Here is an 11,969-nt window from a genome sequence, read left to right on the forward strand (position 1 = left end):
AGGAAGAACTATGCCAAACAGGCCCCCATATCCGAGAGAAGCGCGCGTGGTTGCGGTAGAGAAAGGCCCGCAGGGTCAGACCGTCACCTGGTATCAACTCCGCGCGGATTATCCTGAACCCAATTCGCTGATCAGCGAACATCCTACCGAGCAGGAAGCCGTGGATGCCAAGCGGCGCTATGAAGATCCTGATAAGTCGTAACCCCTGAGCCCGGATTGCCGGCCATACTGGCAATATCGGGCGTATCTCACATTTTTTATTTATCAGTCGTACTAATGAATATCTAACACACGGATTTTTCAGGCACGCCGCTGTCGCCCGGCAATCTTTACATTCAACCGCGGCGCGGAACTGCTACGCTTCTCGACGGTTGATTTTTACTCACCAGGGGGCGGATGCCGTGTGTGGTAAGTCTGTCTTGAAGCAGTGGTAGTGAAAAGGTACATGATATGAGTAGTGCAACGATGGCAATTTTGACCATCGGCATTGTGCCGCTGGCGGGAGTGTTGCCGCTCCTGACCGAACATATCAGGGAAGAACAGATCACCCACATTAGTTTGCTGGGCGATATGACACATGCTGAGGTAACCAAAGAGTACGCGGTGGGTGACGGCGAGCAGGGCCTGCTGACCTTGCTCAATGATAACCAGCTGGTGATGGTATCGCGGCAGAAAATTGAACGCGATATCCGCAGCGTGATCGCGATGCTGGATCGGCAGAACTATGATGTGATCCTGTTGCTTAGCTCCGAACAGTTAAGCGGTTTTACAACCCACCATGCGATCCTTCTTGAGCCGCAGCGGATCATCCCGCCGCTGGTGGCGTCGATCGTCGATGGGCATCAGGTGGGGGTGATCGTGCCGGTGGAAGAGATCATGCCTATGCAGCGGCAAAAGTGGCTCTCGCTGGAAAAGTCGCCGTACTACGCGCTGGCCAACCCTTTTACCGGCAGCGACAGTGAGTTATTAAGCGCCGGCAAAACGCTGCTGGAGCAGGGCGCCGACGTGCTGGTGCTCGACTGTCTCGGTTACTATCAGCATCACCGCGATGTGTTACAAAAAGCCCTGGACGTCCCGGTTTTGCTGTCGAATGTGCTGGTTTCCCGACTGGCGGCAGAACTATTGGTCTAATGTGTTAATTTCACGTGACAGGGGCAAGGAGCGCCCCCTATATTGAGCCTTTAACCGACGATCAGAAGGGCTTGTTTATGCTTCAAAGCAATGAATACTTTGACGGAAAAGTGAAATCCATTGGCTTCACCAGCAGCAGTACCGGTCGCGCCAGCGTTGGCGTGATGGCGGAAGGGGAATACACCTTTGGTACGGCGCAGCCGGAAGAGATGACGGTGGTCAGCGGGGCGCTGAATGTCCTGCTGCCGGGTGAGACTGAGTGGAAAGTTTACGCCGCCGGCGAAGTTTTCAATGTGCCAGGCAACAGCGAATTTCATCTGCAGGTGGCTGAGCCAACCTCTTATCTGTGCCGCTATCTGTAAGCCAGAGTGACACCCGGCGCCTGCCGCCGGGTTGTTTTTTCCTTCCTGCCTGGCAGGAAGGAAAGCGGCGCTTAGCGCTGCGCTTCGCCGCCGAGCCCTTCTACCAGGCTTTGGATCAGGGCAGCCAGCTCGCCGGTCATTAAGATAAAGTCGGCGTCAAAGCGCTGGGCGAAATCTTCCCGATCGATATCTTCGTTTTGGTCACGTAATTCATCGCAGAACTTGAGGCGCTTAATTGACGCATCGTCGCAGATCACAAACTGAATACGCTGCTGCCAGTCCAGCGCCAGCTTGGTGACGACCTTCCCGGCCTCAATGTGCACGGCGATTTCGTCACTTACCAGATCCTGTTTCTTGGCGCGGATCACGCCGCCATCTTCCAGCATCGCTTTCAGCTCGGCTTCATCCAGCAGCTGGAAGCCCTGCGCCACGGTGCCGGAGCGGACCCACTCGGTCAGCGTCAGCTCAATCGGATTCTCCAGGGTCAGCGGCACCACCGGCAGTGAACCGAGGGTTTTACGCAGCAGGGCCAGCGTGTCTTCCGCTTTCTTCGCGCTGGCGCAGTCCACCATGATCAGGCCGTTAACGGTATCGATCCACATCATCGTCTGGCTGAAGCGGCTGAAGGCGCGCGGCAGCAGCGAGTGCAACACTTCATCTTTCAGGGAATCTTTCTCGGTCTTCTTCAGCTTGCGGCCCTGATCGGCTTCCAGCTTCTGGATCTTCGCCTCCAGCGCCTGCTTGATCACCGGCGACGGCAGGATCTTTTCTTCTTTACGCGCGCAGATAATGATCTGGCCGTTTGCCGTATGCGTCAGCGCGTCGCTGTGCGATCCCATCGGCGACACCCAACCGGTTTTCGCCATATCCTGGCTGCCACACGGGGTAAATGTCAGCTCGGCCAGCTGTTTTTCCATCTCCTCGGCGCGCAATTCGATATCGCGGCTGAGACGGTAAACCATTAAATTTTTGAACCACAGCATGATAATTTCCACGGCTTTGTCGTTAAATCAGGCGGGCATGATAGCGAATTGTCGCTATGCTTGCATTGTTAATCGGGGTGAGGAGCTGAGCGTGCGTATTGGTATTGATTTAGGTGGAACAAAAACCGAAGTGATAGCCCTGAGCGACCAGGGAGAGCAGCTGTTTCGCCACCGGTTACCCACGCCGCGTGAGGACTACCGGCAAACCATCGAGACTATCGCCACCCTGGTAGCGATGGCCGAGCAGGCGACCGGGCAGCAGGGTACCGTGGGGATGGGCATTCCTGGCACAATTTCGCCCTATACCGGGGTGGTGAAAAACGCCAACTCGACCTGGCTCAACGGCCAGCCCTTTGATAAGGATCTCAGCCTGCGCCTTGAGCGTGAAGTCCGGCTGGCCAACGACGCCAACTGTCTGGCGGTGTCGGAGGCGGTGGACGGCGCGGCGGCGGGGGCGCAAACGGTGTTTGCGGTGATTATCGGCACCGGCTGCGGCGCCGGGGTGTCGCTCAACGGGCGGGCGCATATCGGCGGCAACGGTAACGCCGGCGAGTGGGGGCATAACCCGCTGCCGTGGATGAACGACGATGAGCTGCGCTATCGCGCCGAAGTGCCCTGCTACTGCGGTAAACAGGGATGTATCGAAACCTTTATCTCCGGCACCGGCTTTGCCACCGACTACCAGCGGCTGAGCGGCAAGGGGTTAACTGGCAGCGAGATTATGCGTCTGGTGGGCGAAGGTGACGAAAAGGCCGAACTGGCGCTGAGCCGCTATGAACAGCGGCTGGCGAAATCGCTGGCCCACGTGGTGAATATCCTCGACCCGGACGTTATCGTGCTGGGCGGCGGGATGAGCAACGTCGAGCGTCTGTATCAAACGGTACCGGACCTGGTGAAGCAGTGGGTCTTCGGCGGCGAGTGTGAAACGCCGATCCGCAAAGCGTTGCACGGTGACTCCAGCGGAGTACGCGGCGCGGCCTGGCTATGGCCGCTCCAGGGGACCTGAACCGCTCCCCCTCACCCCGGCCCTCTCCCCGCAGGGAGAGGGAGAAAAGCGGTACGGTGCGGGTGGTTGAGGCAGTGGCCGGGAACCCCTCACCCTGCAGGGAGAGGGGGAATCGCAATAGCGTGCGAAATTACAGACCGGCGCCGGACGGTTCCCTCTCCCTCCGGGAGAGGGTTAGGGTGAGGGGACATCGCCATAATTCAGACCTCACTCCACCGCAAACACTCTGTCCAGCCGACTGTAGCCCAGGCCATTTATCTTCTTCACTTTGATCTGCACCGGAATACGTTCCTTCATTGCCTCCACGTGACTGATCACCCCGATAATTTTGCCGCTGGCGTTAAGGGCATCCAGGGCGTCCAGCGCCGTATCCAGCGTTTCGCTGTCGAGGGTGCCAAAGCCTTCATCGAGAAACAGGGAGTCAATCCGTGTCTTATGGCTCACCAGGTCTGACAGCGCCAGGGCCAGCGCCAGGCTGACGAGGAAACTTTCGCCGCCGGAGAGAGTGCGGGTGTCGCGCACGGCGTCGGCCTGCCAGGTATCGACCACCTCCAGCTCCAGCGCCTCGCTGGCCTTGCGTTGCAGCAGATAGCGGCCGTGCAGGCGGTTGAGCTGCTGGTTTGCCAGCCAGACCAGATTATCCAGCGTCAGCCCCTGGGCGAATTTGCGGAACCGGTCGCCGGTGCTGGAGCCGATCAGCGAATTCAGATAGCCCCAGTCGTCCGCCAGCTGCGCCGCCTCTGCAATCTGCTGCCCCAGCGCCTGCTGCTGCTGGCGGCTTTCATTATCCTGCCTGAGCTGCTGGCGGATCTCACCCTGACGGGTCGTGTTGTCCCGCAGCCGCTGGGCCAGGGCGTGCAGCTGCGTTTGCAGGGTGGGGCCGTCCGCGTCTGATCCTTGCGGCCGCAGCGCCAGATGCGCCTGTTGCTGCTGAGTCGCCTGCTCGCAGAGCACCGTCGCTTGCTGAAGCTGCTGCTCAAGCGACTGTTTTAACTGCGTCAGCCGCTGGGCGGTCTCGTCATCCAGCAGTGCGGCGAGGAACGCCTCCCGATCGTTGAAGCGGCTGGCGGCCAGGGCAGTCGTGAATTGCGTCTGTGACTGATGTACGCGCGCCGTTTCTTCGGTCTCCAGTTGCTGCTGGGCGACAAGCTGGCTGTGCAGCGACAGGCATTCCTCGTGGATTTCGCGCCAGTTGTCCGGGATCACCGGCTCAGCCTCCGCGTCATCCTCATCGCCGGGCGGCAGCGTATCGAGCAGCGGTTTCAGGGCGGCGATCTGCTCCTGGAGCACGCCATGCCGCGTCTGTTGCGCCTGCCACCGGGCAAATTCGCTTTCGCGAGCGTGCAGCCAGGCGGCTTCTGCGCCTTCTTCCGGCAGGCTGAGCGACAGCGTCTGCAGGGCGTTCTCCAGCCCCTGGCGCGTGGTCTCCAGCTGCTGGTGAGCCTGGCGCTCCAGCGCTTGCTGGTCGTTGAGCTGGCTCTGTAACATCAGACGCTGGCTGAGCTGATAGAGCTGCTGCTCGTAGCGCTCCTGCTCCTGCATCCAGTCGTTTATCTCTTGCGCAATATCCCGCGTGACCTGCAGAGCGGCGCAGGTTTCCTGCCACGCTTTAGTGAGCGCTTGCTCTTCCTCTGTGAGCCGCCGGGCCGCTTCGGTCTCACGCTGGAGCTGCTGCGTCAGGGCGTTGACCTGCCCGAGGACCAGCAGACCTTCTTCTTTCAGCGCGGCGACCTCTTTTTCCAGCGCGTCGCGGCGGCGCTGATTATCCGTGACCGTTAGGGAGGCGTATTGCTCAATCGCCGGATGTTCACAGGATCCGCACAGCGGGCAGGGCTTCCCCGCCTCAAGCCGGGCGCGGTAACCTTCCAGATCTTTAATCGTTTCTTCCCGCTGGCAGAGCGCCTTCAGGTCGAGATAGTGCTGGTTTTTGTCTTTATATTGCTCCCGACGTTGCGTCAGGGTGGCATTGAGTTTTGCCTGCTCCGTTTGCGCCTGCTGGATGTTCTCGGCGCTCTGCCGCAGGCGTTTGTGCAACTGCTGATGCTGTTCATGCAGGGAGAGCAGCCGCTGGCGCAGCGGCCGCGATTGTGTTTGCTGCGCCATCGCCGCCGCGACTTCCTCTGCGGACAATGACAGGGAGCTGGCCGGCAGAGCGCTGAGTTTCTGGCGCAGCGCGGCCAGGCGGGTGGTCTGAGCCGTTAGCTGCTGTTTATCGCGCGTCAGTTGCGAGAATTGCGCCCGCCAGCCGGCAATCTCCTGGCCCCATAAGCGGAATCGGTCATGGGCCGCCAGCCACTGCGCCAGGTCCGTCAGTTCAGCCTGACGCTGCTGCTGAGCGTGCAGGGCGCTGCGGCGGATGCGCGCGCGCTGCGCGGTGCAGGCAAGTAAGCGAGCATTTACTTCGTTGATCCGTTGCCGGGTTTGCGCCAGACCTGCCACCTGTTCCTGCTGACGCTCCCACAGGGGGCGAAGTTGGGCGGCCGGCTGGGCCAGCTCAAGCTTCGCCAGCGCCGGGGCGGCGTCGGTCAGCGCCTGGCGGGCCTGCTGCTGCCGGCTAACCGCCTGCTGGTGCTGCTGCGCCAGCTCGTCGCAGCGCGTCAGCCACTGAAGCTGCTGTTGCTGGTTTTGCTGCTGCGTTAGCAGGGTTTTTTCTTCGTCAGTGAGTACCTGCAAACTTTCATGCAGCGCCTGCTGCTGCGCTTCCGTCAGCAGAACGATGCCCGCCGCCTGGGCTTCGAACTTCTCCAGCGCGTGGCGAGCAGCTTTGTGCTGTTCGTAGACCATGGCCGAAATCTGGCCGTAGATTTCCGTGCCGGTCAGCTCCTCCAGCAGCTCCGCGCGATCGCTCGGCTTCGCGTTCAGGAAGGCGGCAAATTGTCCCTGGGAAAGCAGCATCGAGCGGGTGAAACGGCCATAGTCGAGCCCGGTGAGCGTCGCGGTTTGCTCCAGTTTGTCCGAGACCTTATCGGCGAGGATTTTGCCGTCGGCGCAGCGTGCCAGCTCGACGCGGGGCGCCTGCAGATTGCCATCCGGTTGGTTGCGTGCCCGGTTCTGGCTCCAGAAAGCGCGGTAGGCGGTGCCTTTGACTTCAAACTCGACTTCCGCCAGACATTCGGCGGTATCGCGGGTCATCAGGTCATTTTGCGACTGGGAAACTTTATTCAGGCGCGGCGTCTCGTGATAAAGCGCCAGGCAAATGGCATCGAGCAGGGTGGTTTTGCCGGCGCCGGTGGCGCCGGTAATGGCGAACAGGCCGTTGCTGACGAACGGCTCGGCGGTAAAGTCTATCTTCCATTCACCCTTCAGGGAGTTGAGGTTTTTCAGACGCAGACTGAGGATTTTCATGCGTTTTCGTCCTCCGCGGTGAGCGTATGCAGCGTATGGGTGAACAGCTCGTGCAGCCGGGCGCGCTTGTCATCGTCAATCTCGGTCAGCGCCAGCCGGCGCTCGAACACCTCTTCCACCTTCAGTTCGCTGAGGGTCTCCCGCTGGGCGTTGAGCAATATTTTCTCGCGCTGCTCGCGGCTGCGGCGTACCAGCAACACTTCCACCGGCAGATCCTCCGTCAGCGCCTGAATATGACGCTGAATATCGTGCAGGTAGTCCTCGGTGGTGATTTCGATATCCAGCCACACCGGCGGGTCCTGCTCGACGCCGCGCCACTGCTCCAGCTGGGCGGTGATGGCGGCCAGATCGCCTTTGATCACTGCCAGCGGCTGGGTCACGGGCACCTCCAGGGTTTCCACGGCGCTGAGGCGCCCGTCGTTAAAACTCACCAGGTGCACCGATTTGGCTTTGCCGGTTTCATCGAAGCTCAGCGGCAGCGGCGAGCCGCTGTAGCGGATGTGCTCGCAGCCACCGACCACCTGCGCCCGATGAATATGGCCCAGCGCAATGTAGTCGGCAGGCGGGAAGTGTTGCGCCGGAAAGGCATCCAGCGTGCCGATGTAAATGTCGCGGACGGCATCGCTTTTGCTGGCGCCGACGGTGGTCAGGTGGCCGCTGGCAATGATGGGCAGCGGCCGATCGCCGCGCAGCGCGCAGGCCTGCTGATACTGCTCCTGATAATAGTCGCTGATGGCGTGCAGTAGCTGTTGCTGTTTTTCCCGACCGGAGTGGCCGGCCTGACTGGTAACCAGCTCGCGGGGGCGTAAAAACGGCACCGGGCAAAAGATGGCGCCAGGGGTGCCGTCGCGCAACGGCAGCTCAATGGGCGCGTAGCCGGCGTTCGCCACCACGGTGGTGTGCAAAAAGGCGAGAATATCGCGGGACTCATTGAGCATCGCCACTGAATCGTGATTGCCCGCCAGCACCACCAGGCGACAGCCGGTCTGCTGCAACTGGACGACAAAACGGTTATACAGCTCGCGGGCATAGCTCGGCGGCGAGCCGGTATCAAAAATATCGCCAGCCACGATAATGGCGTCGACTTCATGCTCCTGCGCGCGGGCCAGCAGCCAGGTAAGAAAAGCGTCGTGTTCTGCCGCGCGGCTTTTGCTGTAAAAATTCTGGCCCAAATGCCAGTCGGAGGTGTGAAGGAGGCGCATAAATCTTCCCTAGCGAAAAAAGCATGGGCGGCAGTATATCATTTGTCGGCGCGGGGTAAGTCCGCGTCATGCTTCAAATTACCCGATCATCAGACCGTCATTTTTTTCATAAATCTGTCACAAAAGTGACGCATAATGACGCCGCACTTCTATACTGATGGCTAAAAAACACAGGGTAAATAATGGCGAGAAGAATTCTGGTCGTTGAAGATGAAGCTCCAATCCGCGAAATGGTCTGCTTTGTTCTGGAGCAAAATGGCTTTCAGCCCGTCGAGGCGGAAGATTATGACAGCGCGGTGAATCAACTCAATGAACCCTGGCCTGATTTGATTCTCCTTGACTGGATGCTGCCGGGTGGTTCGGGGCTGCAGTTTATTAAGCTGCTCAAGCGCGAGGCGATGACGCGGGATATCCCGGTTGTGATGCTGACCGCGCGTGGAGAAGAAGAGGATCGTGTTCGCGGCCTGGAGACCGGCGCGGACGACTACATTACCAAGCCTTTCTCACCGAAAGAGCTGGTGGCGCGAATCAAAGCGGTGATGCGCCGTATTTCGCCGATGGCGGTGGAAGAGGTGATCGAAATGCAGGGTCTGAGCCTCGACCCTTCGTCGCATCGGGTGATGACCGGCGACAGTCCGCTGGACATGGGGCCGACGGAATTTAAATTATTGCACTTCTTTATGACCCATCCTGAGCGAGTGTACAGCCGCGAGCAGTTGCTGAACCACGTCTGGGGAACCAACGTCTATGTGGAAGACCGCACGGTGGACGTCCATATTCGCCGCCTGCGCAAAGCGCTGGAACACAGTGGCCATGATCGCATGGTGCAAACGGTTCGCGGCACGGGGTATCGTTTCTCCGCCCGTTTCTGAATTTTGACAGGAGTGTGACCCGTGCTGGAACGGCTGTCATGGAAAAGGCTGGCGCTGGAGCTCTTTTTAGCGTGTATTCCGGCCCTGATTCTGGGGGCGTTTGTGGGTCATCTGCCGTGGTTTTTACTGGCGGCAGTGACCGGTTTGCTGATCTGGCATTTCTGGAATTTGATGCGCCTGTCGTGGTGGTTGTGGGTGGATCGGAGCATGACTCCTCCGCCTGGACGCGGCAGCTGGGAGCCGCTGCTGTATGGTCTGCATCAGATGCAGATGCGTAATAAAAAGCGTCGACGCGAGCTGGGAAGCCTGATTAAACGCTTTCGCAGCGGGGCGGAATCGCTGCCGGATGCGGTTGTACTGACCACGGAAGAGGGGGCCATTTTCTGGTGTAATGGCCTGGCGCAGCAGATTTTAAACCTGCGCTGGCCGGACGACAGTGGCCAAAATATTCTCAACCTCCTGCGTTATCCCGAGTTCGCCAACTATCTGAAACAGCGTGATTTTTCTAAGCCACTCAACCTGGTGCTGAATAACGCTCGCCATCTGGAAATTCGCGTGATGCCTTACACCGATAAGCAGTGGCTGATGGTGGCGCGCGACGTGACGCAGATGCATCAGCTGGAAGGGGCGCGGCGGAACTTTTTCGCCAACGTCAGCCATGAACTGCGCACCCCGCTGACGGTGCTGCAGGGCTATCTGGAGATGATGCAGGAGCAGGTACTGGAGGGGGCGACGCGGGAAAAAGCCCTGCACACCATGCGAGAGCAAACTCAGCGTATGGAAGGGCTGGTGAAGCAGTTGCTGACGCTGTCGCGCATTGAAGCCGCGCCGGCGCTGGCGATGAATGACCGCATCGACGTGCCGATGATGCTGCGGGTGGTGGAGCGCGAGGCGCAAACTCTCAGCCAGGAGAAACAGACGCTGATCTTCACCGTTGACGAGCAGCTCAAGGTGCTGGGTAATGAGGAGCAACTGCGCAGCGCCATTTCCAATCTGGTCTATAACGCGGTGAACCACACCCCGCCGGGGACCGAAATTCGCGTCAGCTGGCAGCGGACCCCGCAGGGGGCGCTGTTCAGCGTCGAGGATAATGGGCCAGGCATTGCGCCAGAGCATATTCCCCGTCTGACCGAGCGTTTTTATCGGGTGGATAAAGCTCGCTCCCGGCAAACGGGGGGCAGCGGCCTGGGACTGGCGATCGTCAAACACGCGGTCAACCATCATGACAGCCGGCTGGAGATCGACAGCACGGTGGGCAAGGGAACCCGTTTTAGCTTCCTGCTCCCGGAACGATTAATTGCCAGAAACGACGCCTGATCGGCGTGCTGTCAGCTTATCTTGCCAATGACCAGCCCCGGCTGGTCATTTTCGTTGGCATCCCTTTTTTCCTCGCCTATTTAATGAACGCGTGCTGCTTTTTTGTTCGCATGATAAGCCACGGGTTTTCCATCAATATGGTAAATGATTCTGGTGTGAAACTGATAACCAGCATAATCATCTGCTTTTGCGATCGTGCCTTGCTTTAAAACGTTATAAGCGTTTAAATTGCGCCTGCGCAGTCGATGACAGACTGCTTTTGCGTGGTAATACCAAAAACAATTCTTTCCCACGCCGCTTCGGGAGCATATCTCGCTGAGTTTACCGGCAATGGCCGCTGTATCGTCCCTGAGAGGGGAGCGCGGTATTTTTCCATTTTTTACAACACCACATCCACAGGCAGTAATGAATTTATGACCCATCAGTTAAAATCTCGCGACATCATAGCGTTGGGCTTTATGACCTTCGCGTTGTTTGTTGGCGCAGGCAACATAATTTTCCCTCCGATGGTTGGCTTACAGGCGGGCGAGCACGTCTGGACAGCGGCGATCGGCTTCCTGATCACTGCGGTGGGTCTGCCGGTGCTGACGGTGGTGGCGCTGGCGAAAGTCGGCGGCGGCGTTGAAAGCCTGAGCACCCCGATTGGTAAAGTGGCGGGTATCCTGCTGGCGGTGGTGTGTTATCTCGCGGTGGGACCGCTGTTCGCGACCCCGCGCACCGCGACCGTCTCCTTTGAGGTCGGTATTGCGCCGCTGACCGGCGACGGCCCGCTGCCGCTGCTGATCTACAGCGTTATCTATTTCGCGCTGGTGATTCTGGTCTCCCTCTATCCGGGCAAACTGCTGGACACCGTGGGCAACTTCCTTGCGCCGCTGAAAATTATCGCCCTGATTGTGCTGGCGGTCGCGGCCATCATCTGGCCAGCGGGCCCGATCAGCGACGCGCTGGAAGCGTATCGTACGGCGCCATTCTCCAATGGCTTCGTCAACGGCTACCTGACCATGGATACCCTCGGCGCGATGGTGTTCGGGATCGTGATTGTCAATGCGGCACGCTCCCGCGGCGTCAGCGAAGCGCGTCTGTTGACCCGCTACACCGTCTGGGCTGGCCTGATGGCAGGCGTTGGCCTGACGCTGCTGTACCTGGCGTTGTTCCGTCTGGGTTCTGACAGCGCCACTCTCGTGGACCAGTCCGCCAACGGCGCGGCCATTCTGCACTCCTACGTGCAGCACACCTTCGGCGGGGCGGGCAGCTTCCTGCTGGCGGCGCTGATCTTCATCGCTTGTCTGGTGACGGCGGTGGGCCTGACCTGCGCCTGCGCCGAGTTCTTTGCCCAGTATCTGCCGTTCTCCTATCGCACGCTGGTCTTTATCCTTGGCCTGTTCTCGATGGCGGTCTCCAATCTGGGGCTGAGCCATCTGATTCAGGTGTCAATTCCGGTGCTGACCGCTATCTATCCGCCGTGTATCGCACTGGTTGTATTAAGCTTTACCCGCAGTTGGTGGCATAATTCGTCCCGCGTTATCGCGCCGGCCATGTTTATCAGTCTGATGTTTGGTATCATTGACGGGATTAAGTCATCGGCGTTTGCCGCGATTCTGCCGGCCTGGACCGCGCGTCTGCCGCTGGCGGAGCAGGGCCTGGCCTGGCTGATGCCCACCGCCGTGATGGTGTTCCTCGCGGTGATCTGGGATCGTGCAGCCGGACGTCAGGTGGCCTCCAGCGCCCATTAACAGGCGTTAAGGAAAAGC

At 59.5% G+C, this 11,969-nt stretch carries 11 protein-coding genes; 7 read left to right on the forward strand and 4 right to left on the reverse strand.

The genetic code is table 11. The features are described 5' to 3' along the window. The first annotated feature begins 10 nt into the window (after positions 1-10). The 3 genes from N438_RS14465 (at position 11) to ppnP (ending at position 1,493) form a co-directional block, all read left to right on the forward strand. A complete protein-coding gene (locus N438_RS14465; RefSeq protein ID WP_008805350.1) occupies positions 11-202 on the forward strand; it encodes a YaiA family protein in 192 nt (63 codons plus the stop codon). A gap of 248 nt (positions 203-450) precedes the next feature. After that, positions 451-1,131 (forward strand): AroM family protein, encoded by a 681-nt coding sequence (locus N438_RS14470; RefSeq protein WP_116696349.1) that lies wholly within the window; start codon positions 451-453, stop codon positions 1,129-1,131. Positions 1,132-1,208: 77 nt separating this feature from the next. After that, complete coding sequence (gene ppnP, locus N438_RS14475; RefSeq protein ID WP_002890284.1) at positions 1,209-1,493, forward strand: pyrimidine/purine nucleoside phosphorylase; 285 nt, start codon at positions 1,209-1,211, stop codon at positions 1,491-1,493. A 71-nt stretch (positions 1,494-1,564) separates the two neighbouring features. On the opposite strand, the gene rdgC is transcribed toward ppnP, so the two are convergent. Beyond that, entirely contained in the window at positions 1,565-2,476 is a 912-nt protein-coding gene (gene rdgC / locus N438_RS14480; RefSeq protein ID WP_002890285.1) for a recombination-associated protein RdgC, read from the reverse strand. 91 nt (positions 2,477-2,567) lie between these two features. Here rdgC and mak point away from each other — a divergent pair, with 91 nt between their 5' ends. Beyond that, a complete protein-coding gene (mak, locus tag N438_RS14485; RefSeq protein ID WP_032753741.1) occupies positions 2,568-3,482 on the forward strand; it encodes a fructokinase in 915 nt (304 codons plus the stop codon). 207 nt (positions 3,483-3,689) lie between these two features. Here the strand turns inward: mak and sbcC are convergent, their stop codons facing one another. Then, a complete protein-coding gene (gene sbcC, locus N438_RS14490) occupies positions 3,690-6,827 on the reverse strand; it encodes an exonuclease subunit SbcC (RefSeq protein ID WP_049165610.1) in 3,138 nt (1,045 codons plus the stop codon). After that, complete coding sequence (sbcD, locus tag N438_RS14495) at positions 6,824-8,029, reverse strand: exonuclease subunit SbcD (protein ID WP_012542712.1); 1,206 nt, start codon at positions 8,027-8,029, stop codon at positions 6,824-6,826. Before sbcD ends, sbcC begins: the two co-directional genes overlap by 4 nt. A gap of 182 nt (positions 8,030-8,211) precedes the next feature. Here sbcD and phoB point away from each other — a divergent pair, with 182 nt between their 5' ends. Together phoB and phoR are read left to right on the forward strand one after the other, a co-directional pair. Continuing rightward, the gene (phoB, locus tag N438_RS14500; protein WP_002890343.1) at positions 8,212-8,901 is read left to right on the forward strand and encodes a phosphate response regulator transcription factor PhoB; all 690 of its coding nucleotides are present in this window, start codon (positions 8,212-8,214) and stop codon (positions 8,899-8,901) included. Positions 8,902-8,922: 21 nt separating this feature from the next. After that, positions 8,923-10,218, forward strand: a complete 1,296-nt coding sequence (phoR, locus tag N438_RS14505; protein WP_012968845.1) for a phosphate regulon sensor histidine kinase PhoR — start codon at positions 8,923-8,925, stop codon at positions 10,216-10,218. Between the two features lie 80 nt (positions 10,219-10,298). Here the strand turns inward: phoR and N438_RS28075 are convergent, their stop codons facing one another. Further along, positions 10,299-10,640, reverse strand: a complete 342-nt coding sequence (locus tag N438_RS28075; protein ID WP_153242733.1) for a hypothetical protein — start codon at positions 10,638-10,640, stop codon at positions 10,299-10,301. On the opposite strand from N438_RS28075, the gene brnQ reads away from it, so the two are divergent. Then, positions 10,632-11,951 carry a branched-chain amino acid transporter carrier protein BrnQ gene (brnQ, locus tag N438_RS14510; RefSeq protein ID WP_012542710.1) on the forward strand — a complete coding sequence of 440 codons (1,320 nt, stop codon included), beginning with the start codon at positions 10,632-10,634 and terminating at the stop codon, positions 11,949-11,951. The two genes, N438_RS28075 and brnQ, sit on opposite strands and share 9 nt — an antisense overlap. The last annotated feature ends 18 nt before the right edge of the window (positions 11,952-11,969 follow it).

The sequence above is a fragment of the Klebsiella sp. GL120222-02 genome, assembly GCF_003097195.1.
Lineage (GTDB): Bacteria > Pseudomonadota > Gammaproteobacteria > Enterobacterales > Enterobacteriaceae > Klebsiella > Klebsiella variicola.